The sequence below is a fragment of the Mycolicibacterium aromaticivorans JS19b1 = JCM 16368 genome (assembly GCF_000559085.1).
GTDB lineage: Bacteria > Actinomycetota > Actinomycetes > Mycobacteriales > Mycobacteriaceae > Mycobacterium > Mycobacterium aromaticivorans.
The window spans coordinates 4,047,606-4,070,074 of sequence record NZ_JALN02000001.1 but is presented as its reverse complement, the minus strand read 5'-3'; the positions used below and the strand labels follow the sequence as shown (position 1 = coordinate 4,070,074).

Below are 22,469 nucleotides of genomic sequence, written 5' to 3'. Positions count from 1 at the left end.
ATCTTGGGAGGATAGTGAACGCCGTTCTCAGAGTGGCCGCACTCGGCCTCGGCCAACTCGTCGCGATCGGACTGTTGCTGTTCGCGTCGGCAGGCACGTTCGACTACTGGCAGGCGTGGGTGTTCCTGGCAGTTTTCGCCGTGACCGCCTGGCTGCCCAGCATCTATCTGCAGGTCATGAATCCTGTTGTACTGCAACGACGAATGCGGAGCGGTCCGATCGCTGAGGGCAGGACCGTGCAGAAGATCGTGATGCTCGGCCTCTACGGCTCACTGGTGGCGATCTGTGTCGTCGGCGGCCTGGACCATCGCTTCGGATGGTCTGCAGTGCCGTCCGCGCTGAGCGTGATCGGTAGCGCGCTGGCCGGCGCAGGCTTGATCGTGACGGTGTTGGTCGCCGTTCAGAACACCTACGCGTCCACGACTGTCCAGGTGGAGAGCGGCCAAAAGGTCGTCAGCACCGGCCTATACGGGCTGGTGCGTCACCCGATGTACACGGGAAACGTCCTGATCCTCGTCGGCCTGCCGTTCGCTGTCGGCTCATTCTGGGCGCTCGGGTTCGTCATGCCCGGCATTGCCGTACTCGCCACCCGCATCCATGACGAGGAGAAGCTGCTCGGCGACGAGCTTGACGGGTATCGCGAGTACACCCAGAAAGTCCGATCCCGACTGATCCCGTACATGTGGTGACAACTGAGGTGATTCGGCATTGGCTTCGGAATACCCGAGGAGGAAAGGTGCGGTTCAGGTGACCGATCTGCAGGTACGAAAGATGCGATTCGCCTTCGCCGATTATCCCGTCCCATTCAACTGGAATCCTTCCGATCCCGCGTTCTCCCTGGCAACGAACATGCTGTCGTTTCTGTTTCTCGCCATCGAGAAGATGATCAGCGCCACGGTCCATGAGGCGCTGCCCACGATCACTGACCCCGAGGTTGCCGAGGAGGCCTTGGCCTTCGTCCGCCAAGAAGGCCAACACAGCATGGCGCATCGTCAGCACGCCAAGGGACTGATCAAGGCCTACCCCGCCTTGCAGGAGACCCTCGACGAAGTGATGGCGGAGTATGACGAGCTGACGGTGTCCAAGCCTTTGAACTATCGCCTGGCATACATCGCTGACCTCGAAGCGACGTTCACGCCCACATTCTCGATGATGCTCAACAATGCCGACACCCTGTTTGCGCCCGGTGACGATCGCGTGGCCTCATTATTCCTCTGGCATTTCGTCGAAGAGATCGAGCACCGCAGTTCCGCGCTCATAATCTACGATGCCGTCGTCGCCGACCCCTGGTATCGGATGCGGCTGGCGCCGGAGGTTTTTCAGCATGGTGGGGCGGTGATGGTGAAGGCAGCCAACAGCTTCAACAGGCTCATCCCACTGGAGGAGCGGAAAGTCGACGCCACATCGATATTCGGCAGCGAGCTGTGGAAATCGACACTGGTCAAGCAGTTTCCCTTCCTGCAGAAGTACCGCTTGTTCGCTATGTCCGAGAACGGACCGACATACCGGATCTATTCACAAATTCCGCTGCGCGAGCAGTTTGCGGTGGCGTTCGGCGTCATGTGCAGCCAGATTCCGGGCCACAAGCCCGCCAAGGCGAAGATGCCGGCTCTCGCCAAGGAATGGCTGGCCCGCTACGACGCCGGCTACGACGTGACGCGGTGGTACACCGCTGCGAATAACGATCAAGCGTCGCAGGGATAAACTCGGCCGCTATCCCAGCCGCTGGCTGAGTCCTCGCACCGTCGGTGCCTCTAATAAGGCGTGGGGCGGTAGCTGAAGATCGAATGCGGCGTCGACCGAGGCGATGAGGCGCATCGCCGACAGTGAGTCGCCGCCCAGGTCGAAGAACGAGTCATTCACCCCGACGCGTTCGATGTCGAGCACCCGGGCGTAAATGCCGCACAAAGTCGCCTCGAGATCGGTCGCGGGATCAGAGTGTTCGTGCGGGTCGTCCGCCGCCGGCGCGGGCGGCGTCGGCTTGTCCCAGTCCCCCAACGGACTCAGAGGGCCACCGGGACTGTCCACCATCGCGGCCAAAGCCTGCTCGACTTGAGCGATCAGTCGCTGGATGTCATTGTCGTCGAACACATCCGCTCGGTACTGGATCCGAAGATCGAGCTCGTCGCCCGGCACCGCTTGAACGGTGAGCGGGTAGTGGTAGTAGTCACGGCTCTCGACCTCGGTGACTGCCAACCCGTCCGCACCCGACAACAGGGATGTGTCAGTCGGATAATTCTCGTATACGAACACGGTGTCGAACAGCTCATGCCGGCCGACGACCCGGTGAATCTCGTTGAGTCCCAAATGCTCGTGTTCCAGTGTGCGGCCGCGATTGTTCTGCAGTTGATCGAGCAGATCCGCGACGGTGCTCTCGGGTGAGACGGTCACGCGCAGCGGAACGGTGTTGATCAACAGGCCCACCATGGCATCCGCGCCGGCGACTTCAGCCGGCCGCCCTGCGACCACAACGCCGAAGGCGACGTCACGCCGACCGGTCATTGCGATCAGCAGCTGCGCCCAGGCGGCCTGCAATACCGTGCTGATGGTGGTGTGATGGTTGCGAGCAAGTTCGTTGAGAGCCGACGTGATATTCGAGGGAACGCGAAGCGAGGTAACACCTCTCGGCCCCGCCGGTTTCAGATCCCGAGCTCCGACCAAGGTCGGTGTATCGAAGCCCGCCAAAGCCTCTCGCCACGCCGACCGAGCAGCTTCCCGGTCCTGATCAGCAAGCCAGCTGATAAACCTGCGATAGGGCACCGCCGCGGGCAGTCGCTGCCCGTAGTAGCCGGCGAACACCTCCTGCAGGAGCACCGACACCGACCAGCCATCGAGCAGGATGTGGTGGTTGGTGACGACCAGCCAATGTTGATCGGGTGCGATGCGGATCAATGCGGCGCGGAAGCCCGCCTGCCCGGCGAGGTCACACACCGCGGCACGCTCAGCCGCATACAGCCGGGAGATCCGCTCCGCCCGGTCGGTCGTATCACGGCTCAGATCGACGTACTGCCATGGCACTTCGGGATTGGCGGGGACGAGTTGCACCGGCTCGCCGTACCGCCGCGAGAATCGCGCCGCCAAGTTGGGATGGCGAGCAACCGCAACCTCCACGGCCTCCTGCAGCCGGTACGGATCGAGCCGCCCACTCAGGCTGACCGCCATCTGCACGGCGTACACGTCGTCGCCGCAACCGTGCGCGATGCCGGCGTGGTACAACAACCCCTCTTGCAACGGAGTCAACGGCAGGATGTCCGCGACGTCGTGGGTCACGCAGAGTTCGTCGATCTGCGGCTGAGTCAGCTGTGCGGGCGCGATGTCCGACGGCGTCAGGCCCCCTCCGCCGCCGCGCACATGCGCGCAGATTCCGGCGAGCGCGTCGAACCACAAATCGGACAGCCGGGTGACCTGCACCTGGTCCAGCGCGGACAGCGCCCATGTCCAGCCGGCGCGCAGGCGCGGGCCGTCTGCGGTTTCCACTGTGCCGGCGTTGAGTTCGACGGTATGCATCAACGGCATGGGGACCGCCGCCGCGGCACCGGTCACCGGTTGCGTCCAGCAGAGTGGTGTACGAGTCGGACCTGATTAGCGGTACCGGCGTGTCGTAGCCGAGTGATTGAAGGTCATCGCGTGATTCTTCGAGGGACCGTCCAAAGTCACTCGAGCAAAGAAGGAACACACGCGATGACCACTGTCCACGATATCGACCTGCAGCAGGTCCTGACCGAGCGACTCACCGCCGCTCATCCCGACGTGCTGCGCGAGCTGCTGTCGATGTTCATCCACACCCTGATGGGTGCCGAGGCCGACGCACTGTGCGGCGCCGGCTACGGCGAGCGCAGCGGGGAGCGAACCAACCACCGCAACGGCTACCGCCACCGTGACTTCGACACGCGGGCAGGCACATTGGACATCGCCATCCCGAAACTGCGGCAGGGCTCCTACTTCCCCGATTGGCTGCTGGAACGACGCAAACGCGCCGAGCGGGCCCTGACCACGGTGGTGGCCACCTGCTACCTGCTGGGCGTCTCGACGCGGCGGATGGACAAACTGGTCGGCACGCTGGGCATCTCCGGGCTGTCGAAATCGCAGGTCTCGGTGATGGCCAAGGAACTCGACACCGCCGTGGAGGCGTTCCGCACGCGGCCACTCGATGCCGGGCCGTACACGTTCGTCGCGGCCGATGCCCTGGTCCTCAAGGTCCGCGAGGGCGGTCGCGTGGTCAACGTGCATGCGCTGATCGCGACCGGTGTGAACGCCGAGGGTTACCGCGAGATCCTCGGCATCGACGTCACCACGGCCGAGGACGGGGCGGGCTGGTTGGCGTTCTGGCGATCGCTGACCGCCCGCGGCCTATCCGGGGTCAAACTGGTCACCTCCGACGCGCACGCGGGGCTGGTGGCCGCGATCGGCGCCACCGTGCCTGGCGCGGCCTGGCAGCGCTGCCGTACGCACTACGCCACCAACCTGATGGCCATCACCCCGAAGTCGTCGTGGCCGTGGGTGCGCACGCTACTGCATTCGGTGTATGACCAGCCGGACGCTGATTCCGTTGCTGCGCAATATGATCGGATCATCGACGCGCTCGCCGACAAGCTCCCCAAGGTCGCCGAGCACTTGGAGAATGCTCGCGCGGACCTGCTGGCGTTCACCGCGTTCCCCAAGCAGATCTGGCGCCAAATCTGGTCCAACAACCCCCAGGAACGGCTGAACAAGGAGATCCGCCGTCGCACCGACGTCGTCGGCATCTTCCCCGACCGGGGCGCCCTGATCCGCCTCGTCGGTGCCGTCCTGGCCGAACAGCACGACGAATGGGCCGAATCCCGGCGCTACCTCGGCCTGGACGTCCTCAGCAAATCACAAGCCGTCCAGAACTCACCGACAGAACAGGAGGCCACCACAGAGGCGCTCACCGCCTGAACCATCAACTCGAAGAATCACCCGACGACGTCGTACACCACGTCCCTGGACTTGACCCGGTCACCTTCCAGCCGTCCTCACGAATCTCCCAGATGTCACCGGACACCTGACCGCTACCGGCGCCCATCCGGCCCAGGTAGTTGAACCCGATCGTCGGGTCGCAACCGGACAGGTCGACGTCGGTGTTGAGGTAGCGCAGCAGACCGTAGGTCAGGCCATCCGGCAAGGCGCGAAGTTGTTCTTTGGCATCCTTGATGATCGGGCCCAGGCTGGGGTCGCCGGCGAGCACCTGTCCCCAGTCCGTGGCGCCGACCGCGAGCGACACCGGGTACTTGGTGGTGAACCAGCCGACCGTGCAGGACAGGTCGACGGCGTCGCGATCGCCGGCCACCTCCTCTTCGCGTCCGTGACCTTCGGAGTCGATCACGACCGGAGCGCCTGCGGTACCCAGGAATTCGGTGAGTGCCAACCCGAAGGCGATCAACAGGATGTCGTTGATGCCGGCATGGAAAGCTGCTGGAACCTCGCGGAGCAGCATCCTGGTGGTCTCGGGATCCAGCTCCACCGACAGACTGCCGGCATTGGCATAGGTGTCGACGGTGGGTTGAACCGCGGGCAGCGGCGCAGGGACCGCCGCGATGTCTCGCCAGCGCTGCAGTTCGCCGAGAACCTCAGGGCGGTAGGCGTGTTCGGCCAATACCGACGACCACCGTGCGAACGAGGTCCGCGGCGCTGGCAGCGCGACGTCCTGCCCGCCGTGATGCTGGGCCCACGCAAGGTTGAAGTCCTCCAGCAGAATTCGCCACGACACACCGTCGACGACCAGGTGGTGCGCGATGATAAGCAATTGCCCCGTGGGCACTGCCCACAGAGCGCTGACCATCCGGCCGGCAGCCGGGTTCAGCCGTGACCTGGCCTGCGTCACCACCTCGTCCGAGAGCACCTCGACGGTCTGCAGGCACGCCGCGGCATCCACCGTTCCCGTCTCGAGCACGGTCGGCGACCACCCCCCGGCACCGTCGTCGTCGATGCGCAGCCGCAACATCGCATGGCGGTCGAGGACGGCTTGGAGCACCACCAGCACGTCGTTCTCGGTCACACCGACCGGCGCCTGGATCAACACGGTCTGGTTGAACTGGTCGACCGGTCCCTGAACCTCGTTGAGCCACCGCATGATCGGGGTCGCCAGTAGCGGGCCGACGCCTTCGTCCACCACATCGCTCTCACCGTCGGTGAGGGTGGCGACCCGCGCCAGCCCGGCCACGGTCTGTTCGACGAAGATGTCGCGGGGTCGGCACAGCACGCCGGCGGCGCGTGCCCGGGCGACCACCTGCATGGACAGGATGCTGTCGCCGCCGAGTTCGAAGAACGACTCGTCGACGCCGACCCGTTCCAGGCCCAGGACCTGGGCATAGATGCCCGCCAGGACCTCCTCCACGGCGTCGGAGGGGGCACGGTACGAGTCGCCGTCCTGGTAGTCCGGTGCGGGCAGGGCCTTGGTGTCGAGTTTGCCATTGACCGTCAGCGGCAGCGCATCGATCACGACCACCGCGGTGGGAACCATGTACGACGGCAGCTTGTCCGCCAACGCGGCGCGCGCGGAGACCGGATCAACCACGCCGGTCACATATCCCACCAGGCGTTTGTCACCGGGCCGGTCCTCGCGAGCGATCACGACCGCGTCGTCGACTCCGTTCAATGCGCTGAGGGCGGACTGGATTTCGCCGAGTTCGATCCGGTATCCGCGGATCTTGACCTGCTCGTCGGACCGCCCCATGTAGCGCAACTCGCCGTCTGCGCCCCAGTACATCAGATCGCCGGTGCGGTACATCCGCGCTCCGGGCTCCCCGAATGGGCAGGCCACGAAGCGGGTGGACGACAACGCGGCCCGACCGATGTATCCGTCGGCCACCCCGGCGCCGGCCACGTACAGCTCACCGACCACCCCCGGCGCGACCGGCCGCAACAGCGTGTCGAGGACGAAGAAGCCGAGGTGGCCCAGCGGCACACCGATGGGGCTGACGGCACTGTCCGCGTCGCCGGCCACGATCTCCCGGAACGAGGCGTGCACCGTCGTCTCGGTGATGCCGTACATGTTGATCAGGCGCGGAGAGCCCGGGGGGTGATTCTCCAGCCACGGCCGCATCCGTTGCGGCTCAAGCGCTTCCCCGCCGAACACGACAGCCTCAAGTGCCAGTTGCGCACCGAGCTCGGGATGTGCGACGTCGGCGGTCTGCAGTGCATAAAACGCCGTTGGAGTTTGGCTCAGCACCCCGACGCGTTCCGAGACCAGCAAGGCGTGCAGGTCTTCCGGCGAGCGCACCACCGCATCCGGCACCACGACCACTCGGCCGCCGTACAGCAACGCGCCCCAGATCTCCCACACCGAGAAGTCGAACGCCAGCGAGTGACACTGCGACCAGGCGAGCCCCGTCATGTCCATGTCGGCGTCGAGGGTCTGCAGTAGCCGAATGACGTTGCGATGCGGGATCGCCACGCCCTTCGGTGTGCCCGTCGTGCCCGAGGTGTAGATGATGTAGGCGATATCGTCCGGCTTCGGGCCAGCCAGTACCGCGGTTCGATCGGCGGCGAGGTCAGTCAGATCGCGCACGTCGACCACCGAGATGTCATGTCCATCAAGATGTTCCGCAAGATCGGCGGTGGTGACCGCGGCGACCGGTTTGGCATCGCTTAGAACGAACTGACGCCGCGCCTCGGGCACCGAGGGATCGATCGGCACGTACGTGGCTCCGGTCTTCACGACCGCGACCATCGCCATGATCGCCTCGGTCGAGCGCGGTAGCAGCAGCGCGACTCGCTGTCCCGGCCCGGCACCGCGTCCTGCCAGAACCCGCGCAGCACGGTCGGTCACCTCGTCCAGCTCGCGGTATGACATCGATACGCCCTCGAAGGTGACCGCCATCGCATCAGGTGTACGCACCGCCTGTGCCGCGAACATGGACGCGATCGACTCGGTGCCCGCCGCCGCTCGGGTCAGCACCGCGCGGTTGCCGACCTGATCAAGCCGGGCGTGCTCGTCCGCATCCAAAACATCCAGCGCCGACATCGGTCGCGCCGGCTCGGAAGTCATCGCTTCCAGAACTCTTTGCAACCGGCCGACGATCTTCTCGATGCTGGCGGCATCGAAGACGTCGGTGCGGAATTCGACGCCGCCTCCGATCCCGGCAGGTTCACCCGCGTCGTCCCAGCGTTCCGCCAGGTTGAACGTAAGGTCCATCCGGGCAGTCTTGGTGTCCACCGCCAGCGGTTCGACCTGCAGCTCGCCCAGCGACAAGCCGGCGGCATCGCCTGCCTGCCAACCGAAGTTCTGCCAAGCCAACACGACCTGCACCAGCGGGTGGTGTGCCATGCTGCGGGTCGGCTTGAGCCGCTCGACAAGTAGCTCGAACGGAACATCCTGATGCTCGTAGGCGGACAGGCTGCGTCGACGCACTTGCGCCAGCAGATCGGCGAAGGTCGGGTTGCCGGTCAGGTCAACCCGCAGCACCAAGGTGTTGACGAAAAATCCGACCAGTTCGTCCAGGGCCGTGTCACCGCGTCCGGCTATCGGGAAACCCACCGCCACATCGTTGTTGGCGGACAGGTTGGACAGCAGCACCGCCAATGCGGTCTGGATCACCATGAAGCTGGTTGCATTGTGCTCGCGCGCCACCCGTGCGACCGCTTGCTGTAGATCGGCAGGCCAGTCGATGTCGAGGCGCGCGCCGAGGTAGTCGGCGACCATCGGGTATGGCCGGTCGGTCGGCAGCTGCAACTGCTCGGGCATGCCGGCCAGTGCGTCTTCCCAGTAGCTCAGTTCAGCGGAGATGCGGCTGTCGGCATCGGCAAGATCGCCCAGCCGTGCTCGTTGCCACAGTGTGTAGTCGACGTACTGCACCGCCAGGTCGGCCCAGCCGGGCGCGTCACCCGCCGACCGGCTCGCGTAGGCGACACCCAGATCGCGCACCAGCGGAGCGATGGACCACCCGTCGGCGGCGATGTGGTGCACCACCGCCACCAGTACATGCTCGTCACCGGCGACGCGGAAAACCCGGGCTTGCATGGGGATTTCGCGCGACAAGTCGAATGCGTAGCTCGTCACCGTGTCGATGGCATCCGCCAGTTCGCTGTCCGAGCAGCCGGTCGCGTCGATGACGGTCCAGCCGAAGTCGGCCATCTCGGTCGGAACGACGAGCTGTTCGGGTACTCCGGCCACCTCGGGGAAGCGTGTCCGCAGGCTCTCCTGATGGTCCACCACGTCGGCGAGCGCCGCACCCAGGGCGTCCACGTCCAGCTCGCCGCGCAGCCGCAACGCGACCGGCAGATTGTAGATGGGTGACGGCCCTTGGAGCTGGTCGACGATCCACAATCGGTTCTGCGCGAAGGACAGCGGCACGGTCTCGGGCCGCGGGCCGGCGAGCAGTGGCTCCGGGGAGCTCTCGGCTCCGGACAGCCGGGGTGCCAGCTGCGCCACGGTGGGCGTCTCGAAGAGCACCCGCACCGCGAGACCGCAGCCCAGGCTGTTGTTGACCGCGGCGACCAGACGCATCGCCGACAACGAATCCCCGCCCAGGTCGAAGAAGGAGTCGTCCACGCCGACGCGCTCGGTACCCAGCACCTGGGCGAAGATGCCCGCCAAGATCTCCTCGGTGGGAGTGGTTGGCGCACGGTAGCTTTCCGCGTCCTGATAGTCCGGCGCCGGGAGCGCCCGGCGGTCGAGCTTCCCGCTGACGGTCAGCGGTAACGCGGTCAGTTCGATGACCGCGGCCGGCACCATGTACGCCGGGAGCCGCTCGGCGAGCGCGACACGAATCTTGATCGGATCGGCCGTTCCGGTGAAGTAACCCACCAGACGCGGGTCACCCGCACGGTCTTCGCGGGCGATCACGACCGCCTGCTCGACCCCGTCGAGTCCGGCGAGGACGGCCTGGATCTCGCCGGGCTCGATCCGGTAGCCGCGGATCTTGACCTGCTCGTCGGCGCGGCCGAGGTACTGCAGTTGCCCGTCTGCGCGCCAGCGCACCAGGTCCCCGGTGCGGTACATGCGTTTCCCGGGCTCACCGAACGGGCAGGCCACGAACCGGGAAGCCGTCAGATCCGTGCGCCCGATGTACCCCACACCGACGCCGCGTCCTGCCACATACAGTTCGCCGACCACGCCCTCGGGCACCGGCTGCAACCGCTCGTCGAGGACGAACAGGGCGACGGTCGGCGGCGGCGCACCGATCGGCACCTCAGCGCCGACCACCAAGGGCGCACTCATCGACGCATATACGGTGACTTCGGTTGGGCCGTAAGCATTGATCACCACTCGCCCGGGTGCCCACTGTTCCACCACTTCCGGCGGGCAGGCTTCACCGCCCAGCAGCAGCGCCACCGACTCCAGCCCCTGCGGGCGCAGCGCAGCCACCGCCGACGGCGTCTGGGTGAGAACGTTGACACGTTCGCGGACCAACAGCGCGTGGAAGTCGTCGGGCGAACGGACCACCGCGTCGGGTACCACGAGTAGCCGCCCGCCACCGAGCAGCGCGGCCCAGATCTCCCATACCGAGAAGTCGAAGGCATACGAGTGGCACTGCGTCCACACCTGATCGGCCGGAAGTGCTGGATGGGCCGAAGCCGCCAGGTGGGCCAGGTTGCGGTGGCTCAGCGCAACACCTTTGGGTGTTCCGGTGGTACCGGAGGTGTAGATCAGATAGGCGATGTTGTCCGGGTCCGGTGGCGGCGGCGCCGCATCGGACTGGCGGGCCGCGGCCGGATCGTCGATGTCAACGACGGCGACGTCGTGCCCGTGCAGGCGGGGCCGAAGCTCGGCCGTGGTCACGACGAGGACCGGCGCGGCATCGCCGAGCATGAATTCGATACGGGCCTCAGGCAGCGCGGGATCGATGGCCAGGTACGACGCGCCGATCTTCAGGGCGCCCAGCATCACGACGACGGCCTCTGCCGAGCGGTCCATGAACAACGCCACGCAGTCGCCGGCGCCGACACCCTTGGCGGACAGCAGGTGTGCGTATCGATTTGCCGCCTGGTCCAGCTCCCCGTAGGTCATCGATACGGCGTCGGATGTCAACGCGACGGCCTCGGGTGCGCGACCAACCTGTTCCGCGAACAGCTCGAGCACCGACACCTCGGCCTGCGCGGAGCTGGTCAGCACCGCGCGGTTGCCGATCGTGTCGAGACGTGCATGCTCGGCGGGGTCGAGCACATCGATCGTCGAGACGCGCCGGGTCGGCTCGGCGGTCATGGCAACCAGCACGCGTTGCAACCGCGCGACCAACGTCTCGATGGTGGCGGCGTCGAAGACGTCGGTGCGGAATTCGACCATTCCGTCGATCCCGGTGGGCTCGCCGTCGTGGGTCCAGCGTTCGCTCAACGAGAACGCGAGATCGACACGCGCGGTGTGGGTGTCGAGCGGGAGCTGGGTGACCTGCAGGTCCCCCAGCGCCATTGCGATGTCGTCGCTGGTCTCCCCCGGCAGGTTCCGCCAGGCCAGCATCACCTGAACCAGCGGATGATGGTTCAGCGACCGGGTGGGATTGATGCGCTCGACGACGGCTTCGAAGGGCACGTCTTGGTGTTCGTAGGCGGCGAGGCTGCGGGCCCGCACCTGATCCAGCAGGTCCGCGACGGTCGGGTCACCGCCGACGTCGACGCGTAACACCAAGGTGTTGACAAAGAATCCGATCAGGTCGTCGAGGGCGGGATCGCGCCGGCCACCGATCGGGAAACCCACCGCCACATCGGTGCTCGCGCTGAGTTTGCCCAGCAGTAACGCCAGGGCGGCCTGGACCAGCATGAAGCTGGTCGCATTGTGCTCGCGGGCCACCTGGGTGATCCGCTCTTGCAATTCCACGGGCCATCGCCACGACGTGGTGGCACCGCGCTGATCGGCCACCGGCGGATACGGCCGGTCGGTCGGCAGCTGCAGCCGATCGGGCATGCCGGCCAACGCATCTTGCCAGTAGGCCAACTGGGCATTGATCAGGCTGTTGCCGTCGTCAAGGTCACCGAACTGTGCGCGCTGCCAGAGCGTGTAATCGACATACTGAACCGGAAGGTCGGTCCACATCGGGTTCATGCCCGCGCTCCGGCAGACGTAGGCCACACCCAGATCACGCACCATCGGGCCCATCGACAAGCCGTCGGCGGCGATGTGGTGCGCCACAGCCACCACCACATGCTCGCTGTCACTGACCCGAAACAGCCGTGCCTGCATGGGGATCTCGACAGCCAGATCGAACGCGTGCAGTGCGACCGCACTGACAGCCTCATCCAGTTGGGCGGGCGTCCAATCGGATGCGTCGACGACGGCCCAGCCGAAGTCGGCCTGCTTCGAAGACACCACCACCTGGCGTGGCACCCCGTCGGGTGCGGCGAATATCGTGCGCAGGCTCTCGTGGCGGCCGACCACATCGGTCAGGGCCGCGCCCAACGCCTCCACGTTCAGGTGGCCGCGCAGTCGCAAACCGACGGCCATGTTGTAGGTCGGTGAGGGTCCTTGCAATTGATCGAGGAACCACAATCGGTTCTGCGAGAACGACAATGGGATCGCCTCGGGGCGCTCCATGGGCACCAGGGGCTTGAGTCGATCTTCCTCGGCACCGATCCGTAGCGCCAACTGCGCGACCGACGGCGCCTCGAACAACGTCCGCACGGACAGCTGGGTGTTCATCCCGGTGTTGACCGCGGCAATGAGGCGCATCGCCGACAACGAGTCCCCGCCCAGATCGAAGAACGAGTGGTCCACTCCGACTCGCTGGACACCCAGTACGTTGAGATAGATCCCAACCAGGATTTCCTCAACAGCGGTCGTGGGCGCGCGGTAGGAATCGGAGTCGGCGAACTCCGGGGCTGGCAGAGCCCTCAGGTCAAGTTTGCCGTTGACAGTCAGCGGCAACGCGTCGATGACCATGATCGCGGCCGGAACCATGTACTCGGGAATGCGCGTGGCCAACGCCGTGCGCACGGCGACGGGATCCGCTGCGCCGGTGATGTAACCGACCAGTCGCTTCTCTCCCGGCTGGTCCTCGCGGGCGATCACGACCGCCTGCTCGACCCCGTCCAGCGCGGCGAGTGCGGCCCGGACTTCGCCGAGCTCGATGCGATAGCCGCGAATCTTGACCTGTTCGTCGGCGCGGCCCAGGTACCGCAGCTCGCCGTCAGCGCCCCACGACACAAGATCGCCGGTGCGGTACATCCGTTGCCCCGGGGGCCCGAACGGGCATGCGACGAAGCGTGACGATGTCAATCCCGGGCGACGCCAATAGCCCAGACCAGCCTGCGGTCCGGCCACGTACAGATCACCGACCACACCGTCCGGAACCGGTTTCAACCACTGGTCCAGGACGAAGAACGCCAGGTCGGCCAACGGCCCGCCGACCGGGCTCACATCGGATTCGCCCGCGATATCCGCTTGCACGATCTCGCGGAACGATGCGTGCACGGCTGTCTCGGTGGTGCCGTACAGGTTGAGCAGGCGTGGCGAGTCCGGGTGGTTGGCCAGCCACGTTCGAAGACGTTGTGGCTCAAGGGCTTCGCCGGAGAAGATCACCGCGTGCAGATTGAGCTCACGTCCGAGCTCGGGCCGCAGCGCATCGGCGGTCTGCAACGCGTAGAACGCCGACGGCGTCTGGGACAGCACACTGACCTGCTCTGCTGCCAGCAGCGCATGGAATTCCTCCGGGGCGCGGGCCACCGATTCAGGCACCACCACCAGTCGTCCGCCATACAGCAGCGCACCCCACATCTCGCACACCGAGACGTCGAAGGCCAGGGAATGCCAGAGCGACCAGACCTGCTCCGCCATAGCGATCTTGGTGTCCATCGCCGACAGCAGCTGGGTGACGTTCTGGTGGGTGATCGCCACACCCTTGGGGACTCCGGTGGTGCCTGAGGTGTAGATGAGGTACGCGATGTCCTCGGGTGCGGGGCCCGGTAGCGGAGTGCTCGGGTAGCTCGCTACCGCGGGGTCATACACGTCGATGATCGGGAGGCCGTCGAGGCGCTCGGCCAGCTCCGGAGTAGTGATCGCCGCGACGGGCTCGGCGTCGTCGAGCATCAGTTGCATGCGCGCAGACGGCGAGGCCGGGTCAATCGGAACGTATGCTGCCCCGGTCTTGAGCACCGCCAATATCGACACGATCGCCTCAGCTGAGCGTGGCGCGAGCAGCGCCACCCGTTGACCCGGACCAATACCCCTGCCAGTCAACAGATGTGCGAATCGGTTGGTCGCTTTATCCAGCTCTTGGTAGGTGAGTGAACGCTCGCCACACGTCAGCGCAACCGTCTCCGGAGCGCGGGCCACCTGTGCGGCGAATAACGCCGGAATCGATCCGGTGGGGACGAGCCTTGTAAGAGCGTCTCGGTTGCTACGTTGCTCCACTCGCACGCGCTCGGCGTCGTCGAGTACATCGATCGACGAGAGCGGCCGGTTCGGATCGGCGATCATCGCGACCAAGACACGCTTGAGTCGCTCGACGAATGTTTCGATGGCGGCCGCGTCGAACACCGTGGTGTCGTACTCGACCCGGAATGTCAGCTCATCGCCCGGGATGGCTTGCACTGACAGCGGATAGTGGTTTGTTTCGTGGTGCGCGAATCCAGTGACCGCCAAGCCGTCGTTGCCCGCCAATGTGGCCGCGTCGATCGGATAATTCTCGTAGACGAAGAACGTGTCGAACAGGTAGTTCTGTCCGGCAGCCCGATGAATCTCACTGAGCGCTAAGTGCTGATGGTCCAGCGTCAGAGCATGGTCCTTCTGCAGCTGACCCAAGACATCCGTGGTCGTGACCGATGCGTCGATCCTGACCCGAACCGGCACCGTGTTGATCAACAGACCCACCATCGAGTCGGCGCCCAAAACCTCATCGGGACGGCCTGACACCGTGGTGCCGAACGCGACGTCGCTATGTCCCGTCAGTGACATCAATACCCGTGCGTAGGCGCCCTGCAACACCGTATTGATCGTCGTTTGGCACGAACGGGCCAACTCGCCAAGAGATTTCGTAGTCTGCTCGGATATCGAGAACGAGGCGATGTCACGAACGCCGAACTCCACCTGCCCAGCCGGTCCGACAAGCGTCGGGGTCTCAAAATCGGCCAGCACGGTACCCCACGCGGCCCGAGCGGCGTCCACATCACGACCGGCCAGCCAAGTCACGAACCGCCGATACGGCGCAGCCGGTGGCATCCGCTGGCCGTAATAGCTTGCAAATACTTCGCCCAACAGAATCGGCAACGACCACCCATCCAGCACGATGTGATGGTTGGTCAACACAAACCGGTACTGATCGGCTCCGGTCCGGATCAAGGCGGCCCGGAATGCCGGCTCATTCCCCAACTCGCACACCGCAAGACGCTCAGCCTTGCACACCTGCGCGATCTGACCCTCCAGGCCGGCACCGACAGCGTCGAACTCGAAGTAATGCCATGGCAACACCGGATCAGACGGAATCACCTGCACCGGCTCGGCGAACTTCTGCGAGAACCGGGCCGCCAGATTCGGATGCCGCGCCACCACCGCCTGCACCGCAGTCTGCAACCGCTCAGCGTCCAATGGACCACTCAAACTCACATACAACTGCACTGCATACGCATCATTGCCACGCGTCGCCGCGCTGGCGTGAAAAAACAACCCCTGCTGCAACGGAGTCAATGGCAGAACATCGGCTATCCGCATAGGGCCACTGGAGCCTGCTGAGACGCTCGTGGCCACGACAGCTGTCGGCGCATCCCCCGTTACCGTTTGTTTCGGACGGCCGTCTTGTCCACTGATCGAAGTCGCCAACTGACTGACGGAGGGGGCCTCGAACAACGCTCGCACCGAAAGATTCGCTTTCACAGCGCTGTTGACTGCAGCGATCAGCCGCATCGCTGACAGCGAGTCACCGCCGAGGTTGAAGAACGAGTCGTCGACCCCGACCTGCTCCAGGCCGAGGACCTGGGCATAGATGCCCGCCAGGATTTCTTCGACCGCGTCGCCGGGGGCCCGGTAAGAATCGACAGCCTGATACTCCGGCGCGGGCAACGACTTCGTGTCGAGCTTGCCGTTGACCGTCAGCGGCAACGCGCCGATCGTGACGACGGCGGTCGGAACCATGTAGGCGGGCAGCCGCTCGGCCACGGTCGCACGCACCGCGGCCGGGTCAGCCGACCCGGTGATGTAGGCCACCAGCCGCTTGTCGCCGGGGCGGTCTTCGCGGGCAATCACGACCGCTTGCTCGACACCCTCCACGTCGCCGAGGACGGACTGGATCTCGCCGAGCTCGATCCGGTACCCGCGGATCTTGACCTGCTCGTCGGCGCGGCCCACGTACTCGAGTTCACCGGCTGCGGTCCACCGCACCAGGTCGCCGGTGCGATACATTCGCGCGCCCGGCGCCCCGAACGGGCAGGCCACAAACCGGGTTGCCGCCAAGCCGGCCCGGCCGACATAGCCGTAGGCCAGCCCCGAGCCGGCCACGTACAGTTCGCCGACCACGCCGGCGGAGACGGGCTGCAGCCAATTGTCGAGCACGAAGAAGCCCAGATTGGCCAGCGGCCGCCCGATCGGGCTGACCGCGCTGTCGGTGTCGGCCGAGGTGATCTCCCGGAACGACGCGTGCACGGTGGTCTCGGTGATGCCGTACATGTTGATCATCCGCGGTGATCCCGGGTGATTCTGCAGCCAGGTCCGAAGTCGTTGCGGTTCAAGCGCTTCGCCACCGAACACCACGGCTTTGAGCGCCAGGTCGTCGGCTGCGGGCGAGTCGACGCTCTGCAGTGCATAGAACGCCGATGGCGTTTGACTCAGGACCTCGACCCGCTCGGAGACCAGCAGGGCGTGAAAATCCTCCGGCGAACGGACCACCGCGTCCGGCACCACCACCACCCGGCCGCCATAGAGCAACGGACCCCAGATCTCCCACACGGAGAAGTCGAATGCCAGGGAATGGCATTGGGTCCACACCTGATCCGCCAGAGCCATGTCGGCGGCCAGCGCCTCCAGCAGTCGGGTGACGTTCTGGTGCGGAATCGGTACGCCCTTGGGTGTTCCCGTGGTGCCCGATGTGTAGATGATGTACGCGATGTCGTCCGGTTCCGGCCCTGGCACCGCGGTCGCGGGTTGGTCGTCGACGACAGGATTGCTGAAGTCGACGATCAGCATGTCGCGCCCGTCAAGGCGTTGGCGCAGCTCGGAATTGGTGATCGCGGCGACGGGGGCGGCATCGTCGAGCACGAATTGCATGCGCGCCTCCGGAACCGCCGGATCGATGGCGATGTAGGTCGCGCCGGTCTTCAGGACGGCCAGGATGGCGACGATCGCGTCGGCCGACCGCGGCAGCAGCAGCGCCACCCGCCGGCCGGGGCCCGCGCCGCGCGCCGCCAGCAGGTTCGCCAACCGGTTCGATGTCTCGTCGAGCCGGCGATAGGTCCATGCCTGCTCGCCGTAGCTGAGCGCCACCGCATCGGGGACTCGGGCCACCTGCACCGCGAACAGCGTTGGAATCGACACCGGTGCGCTCAGCTGCTCGGTGAGCCCATCCCGGTTGCCCCATACCGCGAGCCGGTCGCGTTCCGCAGCATCCAGTACGTCGATCGCCGACAGCGGCAGGCCCGGATCGGCGATCATCGCGGCCACAACATGCTTGAGTCGCTCGATCAATGATTCGATGGCGGCCGCGTCGAACACCGCAGTGTCGTACTCGACACGCAGTGTCAGCTCATCGCCCGGGATGGCCTGCACCGACAGCGGATAGTGGTTTGTTTCGTGATGGGAGAAGTTCGTGACGGACAACCCATCGCCGCCCGACAACCTGGCCGCGTCGATAGGGTAATTCTCGTAGACAAAGAACGTGTCGAAGAGCTGGTCATGGCCGGCGACGCGATGGATCTCGCTCAACGCGAGGTGCTGATGATCCAGCGTGTGCGCGTGATCGCTCTGCAACTGGTCGAGCAGGTCGGCGGTCGTGGTCGCCGCAGTGATGCGGCACCGCGCCGGCACGGTGTTGATCAGCAGACCCACCATCGCCTCGGCACCCAACATCTCGTCGGGGCGGCCCGAGACCGTGGTGCCGAAGGCGACGTCACGCTGGCCGGTCAGCAACATCAACACCCGGGCGTAGGCAGCCTGCAACACGGTGCTGACTGTCGTGTGGCAGGAGCGCGCGAGCTCACCCAGCGCCCGGGTGGTCTCCTCGGACAAGTGGAATGACGCGATGTCGCGGCCGCCGGGCTCTCGCCCCGCGGTACCGACCAGCGTCGGGGTATCGAACCCGATCAGCACCGCACCCCACGCCGCCCGAGCCGCATCGAGGTCACGGCCGGCCAGCCAGGTAACGAAGCGCCGATAGGGCGGGGCCGGCGCCAGCCGCTGTCCGTAGTAGCTGGCGAACACCTCCCCCAACAGGATCGGCAGTGACCATCCATCCAAAACAATGTGGTGGTTGGTGAGTACGAACTGATACTGGTCGGCCGCGGTCCGGATCAACACAGCGCGGAACACCGGCTCATTACCCAACTCGCACACAGCAATACGCTCAGCCGCGCAGATCTGAGCTATCTGCCCCTCGGCATCGAGGCCGGCAGCATCGAGCTCGAAATACTGCCATGGCACCACCGGATCAGCCGGAATCACCTGCACCGGCTCGGCGAACTTCTGCGAAAACCGGGCCGCCAGATTCGGATGCCGAGCCACCACGGACTGTAGGGCGTCATGCAACCGTTCCGGGTCCAACGGACCGCTCAGACCGACATACAACTGCACCGCATACACATCATCGCCAGCCGATGCTGCACTGGCGTGAAAGAACAACCCCTGCTGCAGCGGAGTCAGCGGCAGGACATCAGCTATCCGCAAACCGCCGCCGGAGCTGGACGTCGCGACGACGGGAACTGGGGCCGCCGGGACTCCCGCTGGTTTCTCCCTCGGGGTCGCTGCCTCAGAGATACGGGCCGCCAGCTGAGCGACGGTCGGCGCATCGAACAGGGCTCGCACCGAAAGGCGGCTGTTCACAGCGGCATTCACGGAAGCGATCAGCCGCATCGCCGACAGCGAATCCCCGCCGAGGTTGAAAAACGAGTCGTCCACGCCGACGCGCTGCACACCCAGGACCGTGGCGTAGATGCCGGCCAGGGTCTCCTCGACCGCGGTGGTCGGCGCCCGATAGGAGTCGGCGTCGGAGAACTCCGGTGCAGGAAGGGCGCGCCGGTCGAGCTTGCCGTTGACGGTGAGCGGCAGCGCGTCGATCGCCACAATTGCAGCCGGGACCATGTAGTCGGGGAGTCGCTCGGCCATCGCCGCGCGGGCGGCGGAGACATCAGCGGTACCCGTGACGTACCCGACCAGCCGCTTCTCGCCGGGCCGGTCCTCCCGGACGATCACCACGGCCTGCTCGACGCCGTCCAAATCGGCCAGAACTGACCGGATTTCACCGAGTTCGATGCGATATCCACGGATCTTCACCTGCTCGTCGGCACGCCCCACATACCGCAACTGGCCGTCGGCGCCCCACCACACCAGATCCCCGGTGCGATACATCCGGTCACCCGGCCCACCGAACGGGCAGGCCACGAAACGGGAACCCGTCAGTCCGGCGCGTCCCACGTACCCGACGCCGACGCCGTGGCCGGCGACGTACAACTCGCCGACCGCGCCCGGCGGCACGGGCCGCAGCCATCCGTCGAGCACGAACAATGCGGCCCCGGAAATCGGTGGCCCGATCGGAACGGCACCGGAACCCGCTGTCAGCGGCGAACTGAGGGCGACGTCGACCGTCGTCTCGGTGGGACCGTAGGCATTGATCATCACGCGCCCGGGTGCCCACTGGTCCATCAACGTGGTCGGGCAGGCCTCGGCGCCGATGATCAACGCCACCGACTCGAGGATATCGGGCGACAGCATTCCCACCTCGGACGGCGTGGTGCTGAACACACTGACGCCCTCGGAAACCAGAAGGCCCTGAAGATCTTCCGGCGCGCGGGCCACCGACTCGGGCACGATGACCAACCGACCGCCGCCGATCAGCGCACCGAAGATCTCTTGGACCGAGACGTCGAAGCCGTAGGAACGGCACTGCGACCACACTCGTGGCGACGGCAGGGGGGCGGCCTGCAGCGAGTCCATCAACTGGGCGACGTTGCGGTGGTCGATGGCAACACCTTTGGGGATACCGGTGGTGCCCGAGGTATAGATCAGGTAGGCGATGTCGTCGGGGGCAGGCCCGGGTAGCGCGGTGCTGGGTTGACTCTGGACGGCGGGATCGTTCACATCGATGACCGGCAGGTTCTGCCCGGCCAGCCGGTCGGCCAGCGCGGGGATGGTGATCACGACCGCGGGTTCGGCATCAGCGAGTACCAGATGCATACGGGCCGACGGCGCGGCCGGGTCGATCGGAACGTATGCCGCACCGGTCTTGAGCACGGCCAGGATCGACACGATCGCCTCGGCGGAGCGCGGCAATACCATCGCCACCCGCTGACCCGGCCCAATACCCCTGCCCGCCAACAGATGTGCGAACCGGTTGGCAGCATCGTCCAGCTCGCGGTACGTCCACGAACGGCCGCCGTGACTCAGTGCCGTCGCCTTTGGATCACGCTCCACCTGGGCGGCGAACAGCGCGGGAATCGTGAGCGACACCGGCGCAGGCCGAGTCAGCACCGCCCGGTTGCTCCACTCGTCCAGTCGGACGTGCTCGCAGTCGTCGAGCAGGTCCAGCCGGAACATCGGCCGACCAGGGTCGGCGATCATCTCCGCCAGAACGCGTTGCAGTCGCGCGCTCAAGGCGTCGATGCCGGCCGTGTCGAAGACGTCGGTGTCGTACTCGATCCGAAGGGTCAGCTCGTCACCCGGGATGGCCTGGACCGACAGCGGATAGTGGTTGGTCTCGTGGTGTGCGAACTCCGTCACTGCCAGTCCGTCGGTGCCGGAGAGCTTCGCAGCGTCGATCGGATAGTTCTCGTAGACGAAGAACGTGTCGAACAGATGGTCCTGCCCGGTGACCCGATGAATCTCGCTGAGCGCCAGGTGCTGGTGATCCAGCGTTCTCCCGGGTGCAGGGAATAACCCGCCCCGAAGGAACGCCGATCGAGCACACCTCCATCCCGTTCCTGATGGATATGCAGAACGCGGGCATGCAGAGCAGTCTGAAGTTCATGAAGGCCCGCGTGGACGACCTGCTCAAGCAGGTCAAAATGCTCGACAGACAAATCGCGTTGATGAAGCGCATGTATGAATTGCAAAAGCAACTCAACGCCATTACGCACGACTCGTTCGTCACGACTACAGAAATGTCCCAAGTAGTCAAATTGCTCATGGGCAGCGCGGCTGACTTCGACGACTTCTTCAGGCCAATCCGTGCTTACCTGTACTGGGAACCGCACTGCTATGACATTCCGATCTGCTGGTCGATACGATCGATTTTCGAAGCGATCGATGGCATCAGCCAGATTAATGACAAGATGAAAGAGATGCTCGTCCAGTTTGGCGCATTGGACGAACTGATGCCCCAGCTCCTTCAACAGATCCCGCAGATGATCACGATCATGGAGGGCATGCGGGACATGATGCTGAAAATGCACAGCACCATGTCCGGCACGTTCGGCGTGTTGGACGACTCAAACGCCGACACCGGCGCCATGGGGCAGGCTTTCGACGCCGCGCAGGACGATGATTCCTTCTATCTGCCGCCTGAGGTTTTCCAAAATCCGGATTTTCAGCGGGCGATGAGCGCCTACCTGTCCCCCGACGGCAAATCCGCGCGATTCATCATCTCCCACAAGGACGACCCGGCGTCCCCGGCCGGCATCGCGAGCATCTCCCAGATACGAACGGCCGCCGAGGAAGCCCTCAAGACCACACCGTTGCAGGGCGCCAAGATCTCGATCGCCGGCACCGCAGCGACGTTCAAAGACTTCAGCGACGGCTCCAAATACGACCTCTGGATCGCGGCGGTCGGCGCGCTCTGCCTGATCTTCATCATCATGCTGATCATCACCCGCAGCCTGATCGCAGCCCTAGTGATCGTTGGCACGGTTGCACTGTCGCTGGGCGCTTCGTTTGGGCTCTCGGTGCTGCTCTGGCAATACATCCTGGGCATCAAACTGCATTGGATGGTGCTGCCGATGTCGGTGATCGTGCTGTTGGCGGTGGGCTCGGACTACAACCTGCTGCTGGTATCCCGAATAAAAGAAGAATTGTCCGCGGGTATCAACACCGGCATCATCAGGGCCATGGGCGGCACCGGCAAGGTGGTGACCAACGCCGGCCTGGTGTTCGCGTTCACCATGGCCGCGATGGTCGCCAGCGATCTGCAGATCATCGGTCAGGTCGGTACCACTGTCGGCCTCGGCCTGCTGTTCGACACCCTGGTGGTGCGGTCGTTCATGACGCCGACGATCGCCGTGCTGCTCGGCCGGTGGTTCTGGTGGCCACAGCGGGTTCGTCCGCGTCCGGCCAGCTTCATGCTCCGGTCGCAGGGAACTCGTGCGTCGACGCGGGCCTACATGCTGCCGCGCGAGGACGACGAACCCGTCACGGCCGAAATCCCAAGAGCGACAGTCTAGTTCGCGGC

At 65.3% G+C, this 22,469-nt stretch carries 5 protein-coding genes and 1 pseudogene; 4 read left to right on the top strand and 2 right to left on the bottom strand.

Annotated elements, in window-relative coordinates:
* Positions 1-14 precede the first annotated feature (14 nt).
* Together Y900_RS19485 and Y900_RS19480 are read left to right on the top strand one after the other, a co-directional pair.
* A complete protein-coding gene (locus Y900_RS19485) occupies positions 15-689 on the top strand; it encodes a methyltransferase family protein (protein ID WP_036343957.1) in 675 nt (224 codons plus the stop codon).
* 58 nt (positions 690-747) lie between these two features.
* The gene (locus Y900_RS19480; protein ID WP_036343954.1) at positions 748-1,704 is read left to right on the top strand and encodes a metal-dependent hydrolase; all 957 of its coding nucleotides are present in this window, start codon (positions 748-750) and stop codon (positions 1,702-1,704) included.
* 9 nt (positions 1,705-1,713) lie between these two features.
* Here the strand turns inward: Y900_RS19480 and Y900_RS19475 are convergent, their stop codons facing one another.
* Positions 1,714-3,543 carry a condensation domain-containing protein gene (locus tag Y900_RS19475; protein ID WP_051660160.1) on the bottom strand — a complete coding sequence of 610 codons (1,830 nt, stop codon included), beginning with the start codon at positions 3,541-3,543 and terminating at the stop codon, positions 1,714-1,716.
* A gap of 138 nt (positions 3,544-3,681) precedes the next feature.
* On the opposite strand from Y900_RS19475, the gene Y900_RS19470 reads away from it, so the two are divergent.
* The gene (locus Y900_RS19470) at positions 3,682-4,917 is read left to right on the top strand and encodes an IS256 family transposase (RefSeq protein WP_036341372.1); all 1,236 of its coding nucleotides are present in this window, start codon (positions 3,682-3,684) and stop codon (positions 4,915-4,917) included.
* A gap of 49 nt (positions 4,918-4,966) precedes the next feature.
* Here Y900_RS19470 and Y900_RS19465 read toward each other — a convergent pair.
* A pseudogene (locus tag Y900_RS19465) lies at positions 4,967-20,944 on the bottom strand (amino acid adenylation domain-containing protein); the annotation flags it as partial.
* A gap of 5 nt (positions 20,945-20,949) precedes the next feature.
* Between Y900_RS19465 and Y900_RS19460 the strand changes: the two are divergent.
* The gene (locus Y900_RS19460; RefSeq protein WP_051660159.1) at positions 20,950-22,461 is read left to right on the top strand and encodes an MMPL family transporter; all 1,512 of its coding nucleotides are present in this window, start codon (positions 20,950-20,952) and stop codon (positions 22,459-22,461) included.
* Positions 22,462-22,469 lie beyond the last annotated feature (8 nt).

Coding starts and splice junctions, on each gene's coding strand:
- Y900_RS19470 (WP_036341372.1), top strand. CDS start 3,682: ATGACCACTGTCCACGATATCGACCTGCAGCAGGTCCTGACCGAGCGA.